Annotated in this window: 17 protein-coding genes and 2 tRNA genes; 10 read left to right on the top strand and 9 right to left on the bottom strand. The window is 37.6% G+C overall.

Going from position 1 to position 21,771, the window contains the following annotated elements; translation table 11 throughout:
* Positions 1-38: 38 nt before the first annotated feature.
* Positions 39-1,268, top strand: a complete 1,230-nt coding sequence (gene clpX, locus M0G43_RS07390; RefSeq protein WP_248024751.1) for an ATP-dependent Clp protease ATP-binding subunit ClpX — start codon at positions 39-41, stop codon at positions 1,266-1,268.
* A 301-nt stretch (positions 1,269-1,569) separates the two neighbouring features.
* Here the strand turns inward: clpX and M0G43_RS07385 are convergent, their stop codons facing one another.
* Positions 1,570-3,096, bottom strand: a complete 1,527-nt coding sequence (locus M0G43_RS07385) for a GH3 auxin-responsive promoter family protein (protein WP_248024749.1) — start codon at positions 3,094-3,096, stop codon at positions 1,570-1,572.
* Between the two features lie 43 nt (positions 3,097-3,139).
* On the opposite strand from M0G43_RS07385, the gene M0G43_RS07380 reads away from it, so the two are divergent.
* On the top strand, positions 3,140-3,931 hold the full coding sequence (locus M0G43_RS07380; protein WP_248024748.1) for a DUF2797 domain-containing protein: 792 nt from the start codon (positions 3,140-3,142) through the stop codon (positions 3,929-3,931).
* 22 nt (positions 3,932-3,953) lie between these two features.
* Positions 3,954-4,511: a hypothetical protein gene (locus tag M0G43_RS07375; protein ID WP_248024747.1), complete on the top strand. Its 558-nt coding sequence runs from the start codon at positions 3,954-3,956 to the stop codon at positions 4,509-4,511.
* 178 nt (positions 4,512-4,689) lie between these two features.
* Here M0G43_RS07375 and rpsU read toward each other — a convergent pair whose 3' ends face one another.
* From rpsU to M0G43_RS07355, 4 genes are all read right to left on the bottom strand, one after another.
* The gene (rpsU, locus tag M0G43_RS07370) at positions 4,690-4,884 is read right to left on the bottom strand and encodes a 30S ribosomal protein S21 (RefSeq protein ID WP_248024746.1); all 195 of its coding nucleotides are present in this window, start codon (positions 4,882-4,884) and stop codon (positions 4,690-4,692) included.
* A 31-nt stretch (positions 4,885-4,915) separates the two neighbouring features.
* Entirely contained in the window at positions 4,916-5,779 is an 864-nt protein-coding gene (locus M0G43_RS07365; RefSeq protein WP_248024745.1) for an RNA polymerase sigma factor RpoD/SigA, read from the bottom strand.
* A 179-nt stretch (positions 5,780-5,958) separates the two neighbouring features.
* On the bottom strand, positions 5,959-8,637 hold the full coding sequence (locus M0G43_RS07360) for an AsmA-like C-terminal region-containing protein (RefSeq protein ID WP_248024744.1): 2,679 nt from the start codon (positions 8,635-8,637) through the stop codon (positions 5,959-5,961).
* A gap of 96 nt (positions 8,638-8,733) precedes the next feature.
* Positions 8,734-9,438: a queuosine precursor transporter gene (locus tag M0G43_RS07355; RefSeq protein WP_248024742.1), complete on the bottom strand. Its 705-nt coding sequence runs from the start codon at positions 9,436-9,438 to the stop codon at positions 8,734-8,736.
* Positions 9,439-9,507: 69 nt separating this feature from the next.
* On the opposite strand from M0G43_RS07355, the gene folK reads away from it, so the two are divergent.
* A complete protein-coding gene (gene folK, locus M0G43_RS07350; protein ID WP_248024741.1) occupies positions 9,508-10,638 on the top strand; it encodes a 2-amino-4-hydroxy-6-hydroxymethyldihydropteridine diphosphokinase in 1,131 nt (376 codons plus the stop codon).
* A gap of 18 nt (positions 10,639-10,656) precedes the next feature.
* Here the strand turns inward: folK and M0G43_RS07345 are convergent, their stop codons facing one another.
* The gene (locus tag M0G43_RS07345) at positions 10,657-11,199 is read right to left on the bottom strand and encodes an RNA methyltransferase (RefSeq protein WP_248024739.1); all 543 of its coding nucleotides are present in this window, start codon (positions 11,197-11,199) and stop codon (positions 10,657-10,659) included.
* Between the two features lie 312 nt (positions 11,200-11,511).
* On the opposite strand from M0G43_RS07345, the gene mutS reads away from it, so the two are divergent.
* The 4 genes from mutS to M0G43_RS07325 all read left to right on the top strand — a co-directional run bounded on the left by mutS (position 11,512) and on the right by M0G43_RS07325 (position 14,834).
* Positions 11,512-14,115, top strand: a complete 2,604-nt coding sequence (gene mutS / locus M0G43_RS07340) for a DNA mismatch repair protein MutS (protein ID WP_248024737.1) — start codon at positions 11,512-11,514, stop codon at positions 14,113-14,115.
* 94 nt (positions 14,116-14,209) lie between these two features.
* A tRNA-Gly gene (locus M0G43_RS07335) sits at positions 14,210-14,285 on the top strand.
* A gap of 59 nt (positions 14,286-14,344) precedes the next feature.
* Positions 14,345-14,429, top strand: a tRNA-Leu gene (locus M0G43_RS07330).
* A gap of 75 nt (positions 14,430-14,504) precedes the next feature.
* The gene (locus M0G43_RS07325; protein ID WP_248024736.1) at positions 14,505-14,834 is read left to right on the top strand and encodes a YegP family protein; all 330 of its coding nucleotides are present in this window, start codon (positions 14,505-14,507) and stop codon (positions 14,832-14,834) included.
* 53 nt (positions 14,835-14,887) lie between these two features.
* On the opposite strand, the gene M0G43_RS07320 is transcribed toward M0G43_RS07325, so the two are convergent.
* From M0G43_RS07320 to M0G43_RS07310, 3 genes are all read right to left on the bottom strand, one after another.
* Positions 14,888-17,593 (bottom strand): TonB-dependent receptor, encoded by a 2,706-nt coding sequence (locus M0G43_RS07320; RefSeq protein ID WP_248024735.1) that lies wholly within the window; start codon positions 17,591-17,593, stop codon positions 14,888-14,890.
* 32 nt (positions 17,594-17,625) lie between these two features.
* Positions 17,626-18,519, bottom strand: a complete 894-nt coding sequence (locus tag M0G43_RS07315; RefSeq protein ID WP_248024734.1) for a GLPGLI family protein — start codon at positions 18,517-18,519, stop codon at positions 17,626-17,628.
* A gap of 99 nt (positions 18,520-18,618) precedes the next feature.
* A complete protein-coding gene (locus M0G43_RS07310) occupies positions 18,619-19,440 on the bottom strand; it encodes a GLPGLI family protein (protein ID WP_248024733.1) in 822 nt (273 codons plus the stop codon).
* Between the two features lie 120 nt (positions 19,441-19,560).
* Between M0G43_RS07310 and M0G43_RS07305 the strand changes: the two genes are divergently transcribed.
* The gene (locus M0G43_RS07305) at positions 19,561-21,030 is read left to right on the top strand and encodes a sensor histidine kinase (RefSeq protein WP_248024732.1); all 1,470 of its coding nucleotides are present in this window, start codon (positions 19,561-19,563) and stop codon (positions 21,028-21,030) included.
* Complete coding sequence (locus M0G43_RS07300; protein ID WP_248024731.1) at positions 21,023-21,706, top strand: response regulator transcription factor; 684 nt, start codon at positions 21,023-21,025, stop codon at positions 21,704-21,706. The genes M0G43_RS07305 and M0G43_RS07300 overlap by 8 nt, the downstream gene beginning before the upstream one ends.
* The last annotated feature ends 65 nt before the right edge of the window (positions 21,707-21,771 follow it).

The following is a 21,771-nucleotide window of genomic DNA, read 5'->3' as shown; positions in this document are numbered from 1 at the left end:
GTGAATTTGGAATTATGAATTCAGAACTTTAAATCATTATGGCAAAGGAAGAATTAGAATGTTCATTTTGTGGTAGGAAAAAGCCAGAAACCAATTTGTTGATTGCAGGCCTCGATGCTCATATTTGCGACCGATGCATAGAGCAGGCGCACGGCATTGTATTGGAAGAGTCAAAACAGAGTGGCAACGCAGAGTTGTCTTCTGAATTGATGTTGAAAAAACCCATTCAGATCAAAGAATTTTTGGACGAATATATTATCGGTCAGGAATATACCAAAAAAGTAATGTCTGTTGCGGTTTACAATCATTATAAACGTTTGTTGCAACCTGCATCCAAAGATGATATCGAAATCCAAAAGAGCAACATTATTATGGTGGGTCGCACAGGAACAGGTAAAACCTTGGTGGCACGTACCATTGCAAAAATGTTGAATGTTCCCTTGGCGATTGTCGATGCAACGGTTTTGACAGAGGCAGGATATGTTGGAGAAGATGTTGAAAGTATTTTGACACGTTTGCTACAAGCGGCTGATTATAATCTTGAAAAAGCAGAAAAGGGCATCGTTTTTATTGATGAGATTGATAAAATTGCGCGTAAGAGCGATAATCCATCCATCACCCGTGATGTTTCTGGTGAAGGTGTTCAGCAAGCATTGTTGAAGTTATTGGAAGGAACAGTTGTGAACGTACCGCCAAAAGGTGGTCGTAAGCATCCTGACCAAAAGTTTATAGAAGTGAATACAGAGCATATCTTATTCATAGCTGGTGGTGCGTTTGATGGCATTGAGCGCATCATTTCAAAACGTTTGAATATGGCTGCCATCGGTTATAAAGCGCCTCACGACGAAGTAATTGATTCTGATAATATTCTTCAATATATCATTCCGAAGGATTTGAAAGATTTTGGATTGATTCCGGAAATCATCGGTCGTTTGCCTGTATTGAGTTATATGGATCCTTTGGATGCAAAAACTTTGAGAGCTATTTTGACGGAACCAAAAAATGCCATCATCAAGCAATACAAGAAGTTGTTTGAAATGGATGATATAGAGTTTTCAATCACTGATGGCGCATTGGATTTTATCGTTGATAAAGCGATTGAATATAAATTGGGAGCTCGTGGATTACGTTCATTGTGCGAAGAGATTTTGACGGATGCGATGTTTGAATTGCCAAGCAGCAAAGACAAAAAATTGAATGTCACCAAAAGCTATGCAGAAGAGAAAATTTCAAAAACTACTTTGAAACGTTTGAAAGCGGTTTCTTAAGAACACTTATCAATATAAAAAAACAAAACCACTCCTTTCGGGTGGTTTTTATTTTATCTAGGATTAAAGAAACTAATATTGCAGATACAATATTTTAGATATAATAATGAGGGATATTTTCTATTTTAAAACCTTCAAATTTCTGTGTAGGTAAGCTTGAAATTTGATTGCTGTGATGTAAATATAGAAGCAATTCTGTAAGATGAAAACTACAGCGCTCTATTTTAGATAAAGAACAACTTAAATTCGGTGTAAGAAATTTTAATGTCTTTTTTTCCGTTTAAAAACAATCAAAAATCCATTAGGAAATTCTTGATTGATTCATCCCCAAAAGTTCATCGAGATAGTTTCTGGTATTGGATAGACGAGGCACTTTGTGCTGACCACCTAATTTGTTGTGAAGCTTCAGCCAATCATAAAATAATTGATGGCGTGCAATGTGTATGGTGGGCTTGTTGAGTGTGATGTTATTAAATCGCTTGGCTTCGTAATCAGAGTTCAAAGACTTTAAGGCATTGTCCAAAAGTTCATTGAAGAGTTCAAGGTTAGAGGGTTGTGTCTTGAATTCTATCAGCCATTCATGGCCACCTTTATCTTTTCCATTCATAAAGATGGGTGCAACTGTATAATCCACGATTTCGGCTTTGGTCTTTTTGCAGACTTTCTTCAAGGCATCTTCGGCGTTTTCAATAATCAATTCCTCACCAAAAACATTGATATGATGTTTTGTACGGCCAGAAATTTTAATACGATACGGATTAGTGGATGTAAAACGAATGGTGTCTCCAATTTTATAGCGCCACAAACCTGCATTGGTAGTAATCACCACAGCATAATTCTTATTGACCTCCACTTCGCTCAACGGAATGATGCGTTGTTCGGGTGTACCGTAAGCATCCATCGGAATGAATTCATAAAAGATGCCATAATCCAACATCAACAATAATTCACTAGAATTGTTCTGATCTTGAATGGCAAAAAATCCTTCCGAAGCATTATAGATTTCGTAATATTTGAAATCTTTCCGAGGCAAGATCGCTTTGTATTGATCTACATAAGGTAAGAAACTAACGCCACCGTGAAAGTACACTTCCAGATTGGGCCACACCTCAAACAAATTGCCTTTTCCCGTAGTTTCCAAAACATTGTTTAGGAGCACCAACATCCACGAAGGCACACCTGCAAGACTTGTGACATTCTCGCTGATGGTTTCGTCAACAATGGCTTGCATCTTATGTTCCCAATCGCTCATCAAAGACACTTTGCTGCTGGGCGTGCTGCTGAATTCTGCCCAAAAAGGCATATTGTCAATCAAAATGGCTGATAGGTCGCCAAAGACCGTTCCGTTTTCTGTGTAAAGTTCCTTACTGCCACCCAACCGAAGGCTTTTCCCCGTAAACAACTGTGAGTTTTCATTATTGCTCAAATACATACACAATAAATCTTTACTCGCAGCGTAATGGCAATCTTCCAACGACTCGTAACTCACAGGAATAAACTTGCTCTTGGCACTCGTCGTGCCACTCGATTTTGCAAACCATTTGATGGGTGTAGGCCAGAAAATATTCCCTTCGCCTTTACGGGAACGCTCTATGTTTTCCTGATTGTCTTCGTAGGTGGAAATCGGCAAGCGTTCTGCAAAAGTTTTATAGTCTTTAATAGACGCAAAATCATAGGTTTTACCTATTTCGGTGTCTTTTGCCATCACTACCAATTGTAGCAGCAACTCATTCTGCACTTCATTGGGATATTTCAAGAAGAGTTCGATTTGATGAAACCGTTTTTTCAAGAACCACGCTGCAATGGAATTGACTATGGGAATTGGCATTTTTTAGAGTATCTTTAGAAACCTAAAAATACTATTTTTTTCTATGCAGTACCAAGGAGTGTTAACAAAAATGGATACGGAATATGCGCAGCCCATTCAATACTATTTAGTGTTTGAAAGCGACTTCCTAAATATGAACCAGTTGCTCGACAAAACCATTACCATTGAATTTGTGGGTTATCAATGTCTCAACTGCGGATTGAACAAACCCATTTACCGCCAAGGGTTCTGCAAGAGTTGTTTTTTTGAAATCCCACAGGCAGCCGATTGGATTATGCGTCCCGAGTTGAGTACTGCTCATCTTGACAAAGAAGATCGAGACCTTGCTTATGAAAAAAGAGTGCAGATACAGCCGCACGTGGTGTACCTTGCCAATAGCAGCAATGTAAAAGTAGGTGTGACACGTAAAACACAAGTGCCCACCCGATGGATCGACCAAGGCGCGCACGAAGCCATTGAGATTGTAGAAGTGCCCAACCGATACCTCGCAGGTATCACAGAGGTGGCGCTTAAACCACACGTAAGCGATAAGACCAATTGGCGCACGATGCTTAAGAACGATATTGTAGATGAAAACCTGGTAGAGTGGCGCGAACGATTGAAACAATACATCCCAGACGAAGCGAAGGACTATTACATTGCCTCCAACACCGAGACCAACCTTGAGTTTCCTGTGTTGCAATACCCAGAAAAGCCCAACAGTTTAAACCTTGACAAAACTCCAAGCTATACCGGCGTGCTAAAAGGCATTAAAGGGCAATATTTGATGTTTGAAGACCAAACGGTTTTTAATGTGCGTGGGAGTGAAGGGTATGTGGTGAGGATAGGACTTTAATGTATCAATCTTAATTATCGATATGAATAAAATTATTTGGCTGCTTATTTTCAGTGTTGTTTGTTTAAAAATTAATTCCCAAGAAATTAAGCAAAACGATTCAAACAAGATTATTGAACAAGAATTGTTAAGATACTCCTTATTATATGAAAAAGGTAAGGTGTATCTTGATTTTACTTTGAATGATTATTTAATTGATTTTATTAAAAAAAATGAAACAGACTCAACAAAAATTAATTATGGTTTAGTAAGATGGTTGAATGATGAGCAGATATATTCCATTTTCAATAAAAAGGAAGTAAATTATTTAATTGATTGTTTGAATAAAAATCGCAATCCGAAAAACTTTTCCTTACCAGAAAATGTTCATATGTACTCTGAAACCCATTCTAGTACAATTGACGAGCTTGAGAAGAGAAGAATTGTATTATCATCTCCCGCGATTACTAGAGATAATAATTATGCATTAATTAGTTATGCTTATGGTGCAGAAAATGCAATGCAAGGAGGTGTGAACGTGTATGTGAGTAATGGCACTAGCTGGAAATTTTATAAATCAATTCATCTTACGATTGAATAAAGCAGATATGTTTTATTTAATTTGTTTCCGATTTTGCTGATTCGCACACCGATGGCACGGATTTATAATCAGCACAAAATTACTAACAAAAAAAGGCATGCTGTCGCACACCTTTCTGTAGCAGATATCAGAAGTCTAACATCGGATGTCTAACATCTAACGTCTAAAATCTAAAGACTTAAACTTCCTCCTGATCTCTTAAATGCTGTATATATTCAGCCTTCTGTATCTCCTTTCTTCGTTTTACAGAGGGTTTTGTGAAATACTGATTCTCTCTTAAGTTTTGCATCACTTTTACGTTTCGGTGCTTACGCTTGTAACGTTTGAGTGCGCGTTCTATGTTTTCTCCTTCTTTAATTTCAATTCTTAACATGTATGGGTTTTAAGTGTTAGTGTCCCTTGGATTATCCTAGGTACGTTTTTAATATTTTACTTTTTGAGGTATGGCGCAATCTACGGATACCTTTTTCTTTGATTTGACGTACACGCTCGCGCGATAGGTCAAATGTTTCGCCTATCTCGTCGAGGCTCATCGGCATTTCGCCACCAAGACCGTAATACAGTTTGATGACGTCACCTTCTTTATTGGAAAGGGTTTCCAAAGCTCTATTGATTTCAAGTTTTAAACTATCAGCCATCAACTCATTATCTGGTCTAGGCGATTCTTTATGCGATACCACATCATACAGACTGAATTCTTCGCCTTCCCTTAATGGCGCATCCATAGAAAGATGCCTTCCGGAATTTTTCATCGACAGCTTTACATCGCTAACGGTCATATCCAGTTCTTTGGCAATCTCTTCTGCGCTTGGCGGACGCTGATTGGCCTGCTCAAGATGTGAAAAAGCCTTGTTGATTTTATTGATGGAACCAATTTTGTTCAACGGCAAACGCACCACACGTGCCTGCTCTGCCAATGCCTGTAAAATGGCCTGACGAATCCACCACACGGCGTAGGAAATAAACTTGAAACCACGCGTTTCATCAAAACGCTTGGCAGCTTTGACCAAGCCAGCGTTCCCTTCGTTGATAAGGTCTGGCAATGTGAGGCCCTGATTTTGATATTGTTTTGCAACCGATACCACAAAACGGAGGTTTGCAGTTGCCAACTTGTCGAGTGCCACTTGGTCGCCTTGTCGGATGCGTTGTGCCAGTTCTACCTCTTCATCTGCTGTGATGAGTGGTAGCTTGCTGATATCTTGAAGGTATTTGTCAAGTGATTTAGATTCGCGGTTGGTAACTTGTTTTGTGATTTTGAGTTGTCTCATATATATGTATTAGATTATGGAATGTCTTAACTACATTATAACCTAATATTTGAGAAATGCAAATGTTATCACATTTCTTTAACAAATAGATATGAGTATCAAGTATTGAGTACAAAGAATTGAGGCAACATAGCAATAAAAAAAAACCCTTCCTTTTGGGAAGGGTTTGGGATGTGCCTTTAGTTCACTGAATCCTTCTTCTTATTCTTACCTCCCAAAATATTGCCAAGAACGTTTTTAACGCCTTCTTTTACTTGGTCTTTTGGTTTGGTCTTGGTGGTGTCGGTTGCCACTTTGGTAGTGTCTTTAGATGTTGTGTTGCCTGTGGTATTATTTCCACCTGCAATACCACTCAATAAATCCTTGATTTTATCTTTTCCTTGTCCGATGAGTTTTTGTTTTTCAATCTCAATCAATTGTTGAGTCAAATTACTGATACCGCTTGTTAGGTCAGTTTTCACCTGCGGATTAGTAAACGTTCCACTGATATTTGCTGTGACAGGGATACTGATTTTGTTCACTTCATTATCGTTGATTTTACCAATCAATCGATTTACTTCGCCACCAAGATATTTGGCAGGCACATTGAAGGTAGCATCATACGCCAATGATTTGTCAAAGCCGTGTGCACCAGCAATGGTAATGCCGATATCTTTATAAGCTAAATTGATGGGCTTCACATTTACTCTGCCATTAGCGAACTCCAAGTTGGCAGCCAAATTTGTCAAATCCAATTTGCTGAAATCAATAAAATTTAAAGCACCATCCAATTTGCTCAACAAAGGAGTGTTTTCCTCGTTGATTTCCCTTGCATCTATTTTTGCAAAAGCATTCCCCGAGACGGTATTTAATTGAGGTGTGAACTCTTTATCCAATAATCCGGAGATATTGATATTGGTGTTCAGTTTTCCTTGCAACACTTTAGCGATAGGAGCTAGGCTTTGCAACAATTCAAGATTATTGAATGATTTTGCAATGTCAAAACTACTTGCATCCAATTTTAGATTGAAAGAAGGTGTGTCGGTCTTTGTGCTGACATTTCCTGAAACGGTCAACAAGCCATCAAATAATTTGGAAGTCAAACCGCTTAAGGTGGCTTGCTGATCTTTGATGGACAGGGTTCCTTTCACTTCTTTCAGGTTCAAATTGTCATAGATAACGGTGTTTGCATTCGCTGTAATCGTGCAATCCAAAAACTCCGGGATCTTTAAACCTTCGGTAGTTGCAGATGAGTTCGAAGCCGTATTGGTGCTTTCTGTCGTTGTGGTTTCTTCCGACATAAAATCACTCAAGGCAAATGTGTTTGAGTTGACATTAAAATTACCTTTCAAATCCACCTTCTTGCTCAACATAAACCCGATAAGGTTATTGATGGTTCCCGTGGCAGAAATATCACTTTGACCTGTCTTCGCATTAAACGTGTTCAACGTTACGGTTGATGGGTTAAAGGTCATATCAGCCTTTGAAATTTGCATAGGATTATTCATCGCATCAGATGAAAATACCATATCCGTAATACTTGCATTGCCAGAAGCCCTAATGCGGTCGTAAGCATTGGTTTCTATCGCGTTCATGTCAAAGGCCATGTTAAGCTTTGCTCTTAAAATTCCGCTCAATGCACTTTCAAGTTCTATAGGATAAGCTTTGGTTAAATTTGCCAAGTTCAGAACCCCATTTATATCGGCATCAACAAGCGTATTGCCCGTAAGATTTCTTATCAAGGCTGATGATTTGAATACATCATTATCAATTCTAAAGTTCAATGTTGATATAGCTACATAAGTGTCATCAGCATTGCCAGTATCATTTTTAATTTCGGTATCAATGACGATATTTTCAACTTTTTTAGGAAGATCTGGATATTTAAACGATGCATTGTCCGATTTAATGCTGATGTCCAAGGTTGGGATGGTGGTCTCGGTAACTTTCCCTTTGATGACGCCACTCACTTTAAAATCGCCAGTGGTCTCCACATTTTCTATGTTTTTTGAATAGGTTTCAGGAATGACTGCTAGAAAATCCTTGAATGACGACCCAGGATTTTCAAACGTAATGTCAATGTCCTGTCCTTCGTCAATAACTTGAATAAAACCTTTAAACTCCAATGGCAATTGGTTGATGTAGCCTTTGTTTTCTTTGAACGTATATTTTTGATTGTTCAAATCCATATCAAGCAAGGCATCGAGTTTGATGTGGTTATTGTTGAGGTATTTGGTGCTATCCATCGTCAGGCTGATATTAGCCTCCGATTTTGTATCCAATTCAGAAATCTGGTCTGTAAACTTTGCGCTACCAGAGTGGTTCAATTCGGTGATATACATTGTCAGTTTTGAACCTTCATCAATGTAAGTCAACGCACTATTGTTGATACTGTAATCTTTGATGTCGAAGGCGAAACTTGAGGAATCAGCACTATTTGGTCGTTCTTTGACAATGTCATAATTGGTTTCTCCAAACGAATTGGTTTTAAGCGTCAAAAGGGCTTCATCGAGCGTAATGGTATTCACAACAATCGCACCCTCATCGGCACTTTTAAACAATTCTTTTACCGACATTGAAAAAGACAGATTCTTTGCAGTCGCCAACGTTTCATCCTTAAAAGGTTCAAAATTGGTAATGACCAAATCGCTCACTTCTACGTGCGCCTTTGGAAAACTTCGGAAAAGACTCAAACTGACATCACTGAACTCTACCTGCGCATTCACATTCTGATTGATGAAATTCTTCACCATATCTTTGATCTGTGATTGAAAAATGAAAGGTGCGGCAATCAAAAGCACAATCAGAATCAACAGAGTGATTCCGGTGATTTTTAATATTTTTTTAAGTGGAGATGTTCGTTTTTTTGTAGTGTCCATATAAGATTGTAATAGTTTTAGTTCAGTACTTATATATACGCAAAGTTGGTGGTTAAAGTTGATGAAATGTTAAAGTTTAATAAAACTTTAGCAGTTCTAAAGCAGGTCAATTTCTTCATTGGTTTTTAATCTGAAACGTTTTTTGAAAAGATACACTCCAAGATACAAAAATGGCGTGTCGCAAACGGCAATCAGAACTTTAAACAAAAACCCACTCAATAACAGACCGTAAAATCGTTCCCAAGCAATAATTTCAAACGAACACAACAATATCAAAATCGTAAATGTATCTACAAACTGTGATGAAAAGGTTGAAAAATTATTCCGAAGCCATAAATGTTTTCCTTTGGTGAGTCGTTTCCAAAAATGAAAGATTTGAATGTCTATAAACTGTGCAAACAGATACGCCATCATACTTGCCGTGACCGCAATGGCTGTGCTTCCAAAAACTTTAGTGAACAAACCATCATCTACAGGCGACCAAGAGGTGGCGGGAACGTGGTTTGAAATCAACACAATTAAAAGTGAAAATAACGACGCAAAAATACCGACAACCACTACGTCATTCGCACGCTTTTTACCATAAATTTCACTGATTAAATCTGTTATCAAAAAGGTGACAGGGTACGGCAAAATGCCAACAGATATTTCAAAGAATTTAGTTCCGAATACACTCAATTCAAACGGATACCAATAGAAAAATTTTTGAAAAATAAGGTTTGAAACCACCAAGGATGTTACAAACAATGCCGCCAAAAGAAAGTAAATACGCTGTGCAACAAGTTTGTCCTTTAAGGTCATATTGTGGATAAATAGTTAGCGTAAAGATAGGGCAAAGTGATTTTCTTTTCATTAATTTGAAAAATAATTATGCATCCATTCCACAAAGTTTACATAGCTCTTGGCAGCAATAAAGGCGACCGTATGAAGCATCTTCAGGATGCCATTGACCTTGTTTTTAAGACTGTTGGAAATATTCAAATCATTTCACGCATCTATAACACAAAAGCTACGGGTTTTGAAGGCGATGATTTTTTGAATTGTTGCAGCATTGTCGAAACCACTTTGTCTGCGGAGGATACGATGAAAGCCTTGTTGGCAATCGAAACCGAATTAGGTCGCGTTAGAACCAATGCTTCAGGCTACGAATCGCGAACAATTGATTTGGACATCTTGTTGTATGACGATTTAGTGATGGATAGCAAATTGCTTCGCGTGCCGCATTTGAAAATGCGAGAACGACGATTCGTCCTGCAGCCTTTGAGTGACATTGCTGGAGCTGTGAAACATCCAACCTTAAAGAAAACGGTTTCTGAATTGCTGGAAGTTTGTCCTGATATGAATGATGTAGAGCCGTTTCATATTTGGTTGAAAAACCCAAGCAAACAGTTCAATTTTTCTGACCATAATTACATTGCTATTGAAGGGAATATTGGCGCTGGAAAGACCAGTTTGGCAACGATGATTGCCAATGATTTTAATGCAAAGTTGATTTTAGAACGTTTTGCGGACAATCCGTTTTTGCCAAAGTTTTATGATGAGCCGCAGCGTTATGCCTTTACCTTGGAAATGTCTTTTTTAGCAGATAGATACCAGCAAATCAGTGATGATTTATCACAACTCGATTTGTTCAAGGACTTTATTGTGAGCGATTACGATATTTATAAATCGCTTATTTTTTCAAAAATCACTTTGCCAGAGGATGAATTCAAGCTTTACAGAAAGTTGTTTTATTTGATGTATAAAGATATTGCCAAGCCTGATTTGTACATTTATCTCTATCAAAATACGGCACGTTTGCAAGAGAACATCAAAAAGCGAGGACGTGATTACGAACAGAATATCGAAAATGACTATCTCGACAAAATCAATTCAGGGTACTTGGAATTTTTGAAAAACCAAACCGAATTAAAAGTCAAAATAATTGATGTTTCAGAAAAGGATTTTGTGGGTAATCGAGAAGATTATTTATGGGTGCTTGGTGAAATTGCCAATATTTAAATCCCTAATCCCTAATCCCTAATCCCTAATCCCTAATTCCATCTTCGCAAAAACATCCCAAAGCACCACACCACAACTTACCGAAATGTTCAAGGAATGCTTGGTCCCAAATTGAGGAATTTCCAAAATCATATCGCTTGCCGACACCACTGGTTGTGAAACACCTTTGACTTCGTTTCCAAACACCAACGCATATTTTTGATTGGCTTTTGGCTGAAAGTCGTTGAGCATTGTCGCGTTTTCAGCTTGTTCGATTGAAGCAACAATGACATTCTCTGATTTCAGTTGTTGAATTAATTCCAAAGTGTTTTCAACATAGTCCCATTCAACCGTTTCTGTACTTCCCAAAGCAGTTTTGTGAATGTCCTTGTGAGGCGGTGTTGCAGTGATACCACACAAATATATTTTTTCAATCAAAAACGCATCGCTTGTACGAAAAACCGAACCGATATTGTTTAAGCTTCTGATGTTGTCCAGCACCACAATCAATGGCGTTTTCTTGACATCTTTAAATTCTTCAACACTCAATCGGTCGAGTTCGCTGTTTTTTAGTTTTCTCATTGAAAATGCAATTTTCATTCCCACGAAAGTGGGAATCTCATTTTATAGCCACTAATTCACGAATGTTGTTCTTTAGATTCATTAAAATCATTATATCAAGAATGACAAAGAAATTCAATAATCATTCGTGTATTCGCGGCCTTTAACAGTTGATTAATTGTCAACAATTGTAAATAACTTCTATGGTTTCGGCTTTACAAAACCTCAAAATATAAGTACTTTAGCACTCTTATATTTTTGACAAAAATACTATTTAAAACCTATAACACCATTGGCAAAGATTTCCGTCTTCACGGAAATGACAATTAAGCTATGAAGAAAAAAGAAACACCGTTAATGAAGCAATACAATGCCATCAAGGCGAAGTATCCTGATGCATTGTTGTTGTTTCGCGTGGGTGATTTTTACGAAACCTTCGGTGAAGATGCCGTGAAGACTGCGAAGATTTTGGATATTATTTTGACCAAACGAGGTGCAGGAAGTGAAACCGAAACCGAATTGGCAGGATTTCCGCACCATTCTTTAAACACCTATTTGCCAAAGTTGGTAAAGGCTGGTTGTCGTGTGGCGATTTGCGACCAACTCGAAGACCCAAAGCAAACAAAAACCATCGTAAAACGTGGTGTCACAGAACTGGTAACACCTGGTGTGGCGCTGAATGATGATATATTGAGCTCAAAGAGCAACAACTTTTTGGCTGCTGTGTATTTCGGCAGAAATTATCTTGGTGTGTCATTTTTGGACGTTTCTACGGGAGAATTTTTGGTGTCGCAAGGTAATGAAGAGTACATCGATAAATTACTTCAGAATTTCAATCCAAGCGAGGTGTTGGTGTCCAAGCCAAAACGCAACGAGTTCATCAAAACATTCGGCAATCAATTTCATAGTTTTTATATGGAAGATTGGGTGTTTCAAGATGATTATGCCAATGAAACTTTGCTCAAACATTTCAATACAAAATCCTTAAAAGGCTTTGGGATTGATGACTTGTATGAAGGTATTGTGGCTTCTGGCGCTGTGTTGCACTATTTGGGCGAGACGCAACATCATCAGTTGCAACACATCACATCCATTCAACGTATCACAAAAAATGAACACGTTTGGATGGACCGTTTTACCATCAAGAATTTGGAGTTGTATCATTCCACGAATCAGAATGCGGTAACCTTGATTGATGTGATTGACAAAACCAATTCGCCAATGGGAGGACGTTTGTTGAAACGTTGGTTGGCCTTGCCTTTAGTCGATATTGAAAAGATAAAGAAACGTCACGATGTGGTTGATTTTCTGTTGAAGGAAAAAATTCTTCTGAATAAAATCCAGAATCATATCAAGCATATTGGTGATATCGAACGTCTCATTTCAAAAGTGGCGACGGCTAAAATTTGTCCGCGAGAGGTCGTGCAACTTAAAAATGCTTTGGAAGCGATTGTGCCCATTCAATCTTTGATTTCTAAATGTGAAAATGATGCTTTGAATTCCATTGGAAATTCTATGGAATTGTGTGAAGACTTACGACTTCGAATTAAATCGTCTTTGAATGAAGAGGCTCCAGTGAATATTTTGAAAGGGAATACCATTTCATCTGATTATTCTTCGGAATTGAAAGAACTTCGTGAATTGGCATTTTCAGGAAAAGATTATTTGGACAAAATGCTGGAGCGTGAAAGTGAACGCACAGGCATCACGTCTCTTAAAATTGCTTCGAACAATGTGTTTGGTTATTATATTGAAGTTCGACATACGCACAAGGATAAAGTGCCATCTGACTGGATTCGGAAGCAAACCTTGGTCAATGCCGAGCGTTACATTACCGAAGAATTAAAGGAATACGAAACCAAGATTTTGGGTGCTGAAGAACGCATTTTGGAAATTGAGCAACGCTTGTTCGCCGAATTGGTCGACTGGATGACACAATTTATAGCTCCAGTTCAAAAAAATGCTTCGCTGATTGCCCAATTGGATTGTTTGTGTGGCTTTGCGCAATTGGCATCCGAAAATCATTATACAAGACCAGAGGTTGGCGATTCTTTTGAGTTGAATATCAAAAACGGACGCCATCCAGTAATTGAAAAGCAATTGCCGCTTGGCGAACCGTATATTGCCAATGATGTTTATTTGGATAGAGATACCCAACAAATCATTATGATTACTGGTCCAAATATGTCTGGTAAATCAGCTATTTTACGTCAGACGGCTTTGATTGTGCTTTTGGCTCAAATGGGAAGTTTTGTGCCTGCCGAAGCTGCTACTATTGGTTTGACAGATAAGATTTTTACAAGGGTAGGAGCGAGCGATAATATTTCGATGGGTGAATCGACATTTATGGTTGAGATGAACGAAACGGCTTCTATCTTGAACAATATTTCCGAGCGTAGTTTGGTGCTGTTGGATGAGATTGGTCGTGGTACAAGTACCTATGATGGTATTTCAATTGCTTGGGCGATTAGTGAATATTTACACGAACATCCAAGCAAAGCCAAAACTCTGTTTGCAACTCACTATCACGAATTGAATGAAATGACAGAGACCTTCAGGCGCATTAAAAACTTCAATGTGTCTGTCAAAGAGTTAAAAGACAATGTGTTATTCTTGAGAAAACTGATAGAAGGCGGAAGCGAGCATAGTTTTGGAATTCACGTTGCTAAAATGGCTGGAATGCCTCAACAGGTCATTCATCGTGCCAACAAGATTTTAAAACAGTTAGAAAAATCACATTCTTCAGAAGAATTGACAGATAAGGTGAAAACCTTAAATAACGAAATGCAATTGAGTTTTTTCAACCTCGATGACCCACTTTTGGAGCAGATAAAAGAAGAAATCGTCAATATAGATATTGATACTTTGACACCTGTTGAAGCCTTGATGAAGCTGAATGAAATTAAACGTATGTTGCTGAAAAAGAAGCGTGCTTGAAAAAATAGATTTTTTTGAAAAAAACGCTTTGCAATTAATGGAATTGTATTAAATTTGCCCTCGCTAATAAGCAAAACGTTCTTTAGTAGATAACGCGAAAATAGCTCAGTTGGTAGAGCGCCACCTTGCCAAGGTGGAGGTCGCGGGTTCGAATCCCGTTTTTCGCTCCAGGAAAGATGCCGGCGCAAATCGGCATTTTTAGTTTAAAGTCCAAGTGATGTAATCACGCGCTCAAGTGGTGGAATTGGTAGACACGCCGGACTTAAAATCCTGTGCCCGTTTTGGGCGTGCGGGTTCAAGTCCCGCCTTGAGTACAAAAGCTTCAGCAGAAATGTTGGGGCTTTTTTGTTTTTTTCTTATTTTTAGACAAACTAAAAAACTAGAATAATATGGGAAAATTCGAAATTACTAAAGACAAAGCTGGTAAACACAGATTCAACTTAAAAGCAGGAAATGGCCAGGTGATTTTGAGCAGTGAAGCTTATGAGTCTAAAGCGAGCTGTAACAATGGTATTGAGTCCGTAAGAAAAAATTCACAGGACGATGCCAGATACGAGAGAAAGACAGCCAAAAATGGTAGTCCGTATTTTAATCTGAAATCCACAAATGGCCAAGTTATAGGCAATAGTGAAATATACTCCTCCGCATCAGCGATGGAAAATGGCATAGCATCTGTAAAGAAAAATGCTCCTGATGCGAGTGTTGACGACCAATCTTAACTCAAACAGAACTTAAAAGAAAAGCCTGAATTCGATGTTCAGGCTTTTTGTTTTTATAATGAGTAAATCAGTCTGAAGGTTACAAATCTGGGCTGAATAAAATAATCAGTGGTACTGACAGAAATATTGCTGTTGCTACTTTGCGACTGTGTATTGATATCAAGTAAGTTGGTGGCCTTAATTTGATATTCTAATTTTGCATCTTTATCTTTTCTATACGATAAGGATGCATTCCAAAATTCAAAACTGTTGATCGTTCCATCCTCGTCACTCAAATTATTATAGGAATAATCGGTTCTAAAAGTGAAGGTTTTGAGAATCAAAGCATCAAGCTCGATGGACGGTGCATTGGTGAAAAATTTATTTCTTCTTGAACCCTGATCGTTATCGGATATTGTGTATTCATAACTTAACTCAACATTTGGTGCTGTTTTAAAATTGGTTCGTAAACTTGGTCTGTAGGTTTGACTGTAATTTTCGTTTATAGACCTTACTCCTTGGATGAATTGATTGAACTTTGAATAGTTGAAATTACCTCTTATTGTTGCTTGTAATTTTCCAAATCTTTTTTGAAAACTCCCCGCTGCGGTAAGTGTTTCATCCGCAAATCCTGAATTGAATGGAGAGTTGGTTCTGATGACACTTTCAAAATTGGTTAGGTTTCTTATTTGATCAATACGCTTGCTATAGTTTATGGTGCCAAAAACATTAGTATAATTGAACATATTGAAGCTAAAATAAGTAAGATTCACATTATGGGACACAGCATTTTCCAAGGCTTCATTTCCTGCGAATAGGGAGTTATAACCATTCAGCACCAAGCCTCTTGCAAAATTATTGACATCAGTAAATTGCGTCTGCATTCGGTAATTAAAGTTGATGTTCTCACTTTTCTTCAATTGGATGCGCATATCGAAATCTGGTAAAACCCTTAAAAACTTATCTGTATAGGTGTCTCCAAATTGGGTGTTGTTTATGTTATAGGCATGAAAGGAAACGCCTGGCGTGATTGTGAAAATCCCAGTTTTCAGTTGGTAATGCAAACCAGCGTACAAATCGGTGAAATTATAGTCGGTATCGTTTGTGTCTAGACCATCATTAAATGTAGGCGTTGGATTAAATATGGAACCATTGTCTAAATTCTGAAAAATGTCGCTATTGAATTGTTGATTGCTCAAAATGGTTCCAAGCGTCAAATTGATATTGCTTTTTGCATTTAGAATATTCCAATAATCCAATTTGGCGTCCAACTGATGTGTCTTAACGCGCTTATCCTGTGCAATGTTATAATTCAACTGGGAATCATCCAAACCTAAACCATCTGCGGTATTGGCATAGGTGGTTTTGTCTTCAATGATGGCGTTGTAAAAAGGATCCTCATCCTGAATGAGATGTTGTGCCTCAAAAGCAAAAATATTATTCTCATTGAGTGTGTAATAATAATTTAAACTTTGGTTCAAGCGGAAAGGATTCACATCTTCAAATTGATCAATATTACCAATCACAGATGAAAAGAAATTTTGATCTTGTGATTCTTTGGTCAATCGTCCAAGAATATCATAGTCCAATTGATTATTGGCGTTCGGTTTATATTTAGCACTCAACTTAACCGTTCCTAAATCACTTTTTTGAAATGTATTACTTTGAGTGTCTTCATCAGGAATTCCCAAATCGGTATTTGTATATTGAATAGAGCTATTCTGTTGCAACTCTATTCGACTACTAGAAAATATGGCAAATCCGCTAATATCTAGACTTTTGTTTGGCGAATAACTGAAATTGGCAGCACCTAATTTCGAATTAATATCTTTTGCTCTATTATTCTGAAGGTTTAAAAATCCAAGTCCGTTATCACCTAGATTAATATTGGTACCGCTTTGACGACTCGGTGCCCTGAATCCACCGCCAAAATTGAAGAAATCGCGGCGTGAAAATGCAATCTCACCAATATTGTTTAAGTCACCAATAAAATTGATACTCAATTTCGGACTGTAATAAAATAATTTGGGCTGCACTAGATATAAGCCGTCTGTATCTGCAATTCCAGAGCCAGCGGTAACATCGCCAAACCAAAAGGCCTCCTTGCCTTTTTTCAGTTTGAGGTTGATAGCGATATTGTCTTGATTGTTGGTCACACCGCTCAACTGTCCTACTTCGGCATAATTCTTCAAAACTTGAACCTTATCAACCGCATTTGACGGGATGTTTTTCGTTGCCAATTTAGAATCGCCATCGAAGAAATCCTTGCCATCGATCATTACTTTCGAGACCACTTTGCCTTCAACCTCTATTTCACCATCGGCAGTGACTTCTACGCCTGGAAGATTCTTCAACACATCGCCAAGTTTCCGTTCGGTTCCTTTATTAAAAGAATCAGCATTATATGTTATGGTATCGCCTTTTATCGTAACTGGCATTTCATAGGTCAATTCCACCTCATCCAAAGCATTATCATATTGTAGCGTGAAATTAGTGTCAATATCAATCTCTTTTGTTTCAATAATAGCTTCGGAAGTTTTCATTCCGATATAACTGACCTGAACCTTAAAAGTGGCATTTTTTGCGAGATTGAGTTTATAACGCCCTTCTTCATTAGTTATGGCATAGGACTCTAAAGTATTTGATGCTTGATTGATTGCGATGACATTGGCGAGTTCCAAGGGATTACCAATACTATCTTTTACGACGCCTTCGAGTTTAATTTGGGAAAAAGTTTTGCCTGTTATGCATATAAGCATAACTACGAGTAGCTGTTTCATTAATTGATTGATAGATTAAATGTTATTGAGAATTAAAACCGTCGACTTCCTCTTCCTCCACCGTACATTTCTCTCATTTCTTCGATTTTCTTTTTCATAATGTCATTATATTCATCTTTGGTAACCTCTTTTCCTTTTGAAGGTACTTTTATTTCTTCTTTTTCACCTGGATTCAATACTATTTTTGAACATAAAATGGTTGTTCTGTTAGCATTGACTTCCAAAATCAATCCAGGAAGTCCCCAAAAATCACCAGGGCCTTGATTTACGGGTATTTGAGGTGTGTACCAAGCAGTCACTAGAATTTCTTTTGGTACCTCAATGTCGTCCATAGGGTTGTTTGACGCCTCTTTGTTAGCAGTATCCTTTGATTTTTCGCCATCTTTCTTCTCATCAGTATCTCTGTTTCTTCTACGCATGTTGCTAAAATCCATTTCATCTACTTTTTTCATAGCTGTGGCTTTAAAACACGTGTATTGCCCTATCTGCTTGGTTTCATTTTCCATTTTCCATTCCAAGGGTGGCAAAGAATCTTTTATCAAAAACTGTTTCCCAAAAAACTCTTGCTCTTGCAGTAATTGCTCGTTCTTCACATTTTTATATTGAGTTCCTGCGGTGAAACTTCCCATCATGGCACCCCAACGATTACCTCCAGCACCAGGAGCTTCCAGTTTTTCTTCTTCCTTGTAGATGGATTCTGTTCTGTTAAAAGTCAAGATGTATGTCTTTTCTAGCATACTTTTCATGCGTTCGGCAATTTGTTTTCTTTGTTCTTCTGTCATTTGGCCACCTCTGCCTCCCCAGCCATCCATATCTACTGTGGTTTTGGATTGGTAATAGGCTTTACCTTGAAAATCTTTCTGTGCGAAGATGGAAGTACTTATTAAAATTAATACGATACTTAATTTGATGGAAATTGATTTCATAATGTTGAGTCTAAATTGTACTAAAGATAGTTATCCTTTCTTTAGACTCAACTTGCAACGCATAGTTAATTGTTTGAAAGTTAAAATTATCTTAAAAAATCATCCGCCAATTTTCATAATAACCGCTCCACCATCATCTCGTCTTCCTGAATTGAAATTTTCCATCATTTCCTTGTTCTTTTTTTCTAGGGTGTCTTCAAATTCTTTTTGTGTTACTTCCTTGCCTTTCTTTGGTTCTATGATTTCAATTTTTTCATCCGGATTCAATATGATTTTAGTACAGACCAAGGTCAATTCACCATCATTGATTTCCAGTATGAGACCAGGTAAACCATGAAAATCATCTGGGCCATTGTTGATGGGTATCTGTGGTGTGTACCACGCCGTGGTGATTTTTTCTTTTGTCACTTTCTCAATACCACCATCACTGGTTAGTGTCTGTGAGGTTACGTCTTCTTTTTTGACCGCTTTAAAACAGGTATAGACACCAATGTTTTTGGTTTCATTGACCAACTCCCAGTTTTCCGGAGAGAGAGAATCTTTTATAAGAAACAGCTTACCAAATATTTCAGTTTGATTGGTGTACCGTTTCTCTTTAATGTTTTTATACATCACGTCCGATCCACCTCCTACTGTAATGGTAATGCCACTGTTATTAGCCGGTGCAGGTGCTGCCAACTGCTCATTTTGTTTGTAAGTTGAAGCATTCTGGTCGAAAGTCAAGGTATATTCCCGTTGAAATTGCTTTTTCAATTGCTCTTGAAGTTGTTCTTTTAATTTTGAATTCTCGTCGTTTTCTTCCATTTTCAAATCGACTTTTCGATGGGATTTGTAAGTCGCCACACCTTGGAAGTTTTGGGCATGGACTGTGGTAATAGATGTTGCCAGCACCATAATTGCTATTCCTAAAATTGTTTTCATTTGTTGGTAGTTTTGATTAACACTACAAAGATGGCCATAGCATTTCAGTTTGATAGTTAACCAGTGTTAACGTGTGTTAACCGATTAGTTTTAGTGGCTCCTAAAAGTTACTTTTGAATCATGGACGACAAAAAGTATAATGGTATTTTATATGTGATCGTGGTGACGATGCTGCTTACCGTTGCCGTTCAATTATATTGGAATTACAATAACTATAAGGTTAATAAGCAACGATTTATTAATGATGTGCAGATTGCTTTTGACAATGCTATTGAGGTGTATTATGCGAATTTGGCCGAACAGAACCAAATGACGATACTCGATGTGAAATCAGACTCCATCAAGTTTACAGATAAGCTGAAAGCTATCGATACCGATTCAATTTTTATGCAACTTCGCAAGGATTATGAGGGAAAGCTGGATTCAAATATGATGAGAGTTACCCAGCTGATGGATTCTTCCAGTGGTTTTAGTTTTAATACTAAAACCAAAAACCTTTCTCAAGTTAAGGTGTTGAGAGGTAAGCGTGCTTCTGACAGCATTAAACTTTTGAAAGGAATTACATCTATATTCATTTCCATCCACGACGATTCGTTAAAACTAAAACCTTTAGATTCGTTGGTGACCAATGAATTAAAGCGAAAAGAGCTGACACTAAATCATGCTTTAAATCACTATAGAAATGACAGTTTAATCAATTCTTACAATGAAGATGTTACCGAATCTGATTACTTAAAGACATTGGCAAAAACCAAGTTCTTGAAACAAAATGAAGCATTGGAACTGAAATTTCCCAATGCAACCAACATCATTCTCAAAAATGGAATGTTTGAGATACTGTTATCGCTTGTGCTATTATTGGCCATAATTTCAAGCCTTGTTTATTTGCTAAAGATCATTCGAAATCAAAAGCAATTGGCTGAAATCAAGAATGACCTGATAAGTAATATTACTCACGAATTTAAGACACCCATTTCAACTATAGTTGTAGCTCTGGAAAGCATCGATAAATTTAACGCTTTGGAAGACCAACAGAAAACTAAAACGTATGTGGATTTATCCAACGAGCAACTCACCAAGCTCAATACCATGGTGGAAAAGCTACTGGAAACTGCCACTTTGGACAGCGACAACCTGAACTTGCAAATGGAATCTGTAAATGTGTCTGAACTGTTGGAAACCATTGTGAACAAGCACAGCTTTCAGGCGAAGGAAAAAACACTGAATTTTTATCCCTCAAAAAATGATGTTTTTGCAACTGTCGATGTGTTTCATTTTGAAAATGCCATCAATAATGTCGTTGATAATGCTGTGAAATATGGTGGCCATGTGATTGATGTAAGTATCACCCAAAAGTCTTCAGTAATCGTTATTTCAATTTCCGACAATGGTAAAGGATTGACAAAGGAACATAAAGATAAGGTCTTCGAAAAATTTTATCGTGTACCACAAGGTAATCGACATGATGTCAAAGGTTTCGGCATTGGATTGTATTACACCACAAAAATCATCGAAAAACATGGAGGTTCCATAGAAATAGAGCTTTCGGACAATTTGACAACTTTTAACATTTCAATTCCCAATGGATAGGACCATAACCATTTTATTGGCTGAAGACGAACCAGCGCTTGGTATGATTGTCAAGGAGAGTCTCGAAACCAGAAACTTCAAGGTGCTGCTATGTGAAAATGGTGAAAGAGCATTTGAAGTTTACACTTCGGAGCAACCAGAATTGTTGGTTTTAGATGTGATGATGCCTAAAAAGGACGGATTTATTTTAGCCAAAGAAATAAGAGCTATCGATAAACTTATTCCCATCATATTTCTTACTGCAAAATCGCAAACCAAAGATGTGGTCGAGGGTTTTACCCTTGGAGGTAATGACTATCTGAAAAAGCCGTTTAGTATGGAAGAGTTGATTGTACGAATCAATAATCTTCTCAATCGTAAACAACTTCAAAAAGCATCAGAAATATTCACAATTGGTGGTTATACATTTGATTTCCCAAAACAGTTACTTCAATTTGAAAGTGAAGAGACCATACTTTTAACACATCGAGAAGCTCACTTACTTTTTCATTTGATTAAACACAAAAACCAAGTTTTGGACCGTTCACTCATTTTGAATAAACTGTGGGGCAATGACGATTTTTTTAGCGCTAGAAGTATGGATGTCTTTATTTCTAAACTCCGGAAAAAACTTAAAGCAGATGATTCCATCCAAATTTTGAATGTCCGTGGATTTGGGTATAAATTGATTTGTTAGCTGATTTTCATATTTTTGGATTAATTTATTTTGGTTAATGATAAGTTAACGGTCTAAAATAAAAG

The organism is Subsaxibacter sp. CAU 1640, assembly GCF_023156585.1.
Taxonomy (GTDB): domain Bacteria; phylum Bacteroidota; class Bacteroidia; order Flavobacteriales; family Flavobacteriaceae; genus JBPOFM01.
Note: the sequence above shows the minus strand (reverse complement) of the source record. Positions and strands in the feature narration are given on the sequence as shown.